The 412-nt window shown below is 40.0% G+C and carries 1 pseudogene; it reads right to left on the bottom strand.

The features are described from left to right. Positions 1-70: 70 nt before the first annotated feature. Positions 71-412: pseudogene (locus ACWIX0_RS14245) on the bottom strand (hypothetical protein); the annotation flags it as partial.

Here is a 412-nt window from a genome sequence, read left to right as displayed (position 1 = left end):
ACCTGATAGCAACTCTAAGTCAAGGGGGAAAACGCAAATTTTTCAACGAGTTTGCAAAAAAGTCTACAAATTATTTTGGATTTGCATTTACTTCTCGCCACCACGCGCTAAAATCGTCCTTTTTATATTCACTCCACAAAGGCACAATTTGCCCTATTTGTGGCGTTAGAAGCGCAAAATCAAAATTATTTTGTGATTTGCCCTGCAAATAAAGCGTGTAAATTTGCTCTAAAGGCTCGCTCCATTCGTGCGGTGCAAGGCGAAATTTAGAGTTATGCACGGGCATTATCGCTTTTGCGTTTAGCTCTTTTGCGATTTGTAGATTTTGGTGAGGGAATGTGTGGATTTGTCCCCACTGCGGATTATACTGCCCATTTTCTAAAAATGCTAAATCGATTGTGCCAAATCGTTT

The organism is Helicobacter sp. T3_23-1059 (genome assembly GCF_053654515.1).
This window is presented reverse-complemented; position numbering and strand designations above follow the sequence as displayed.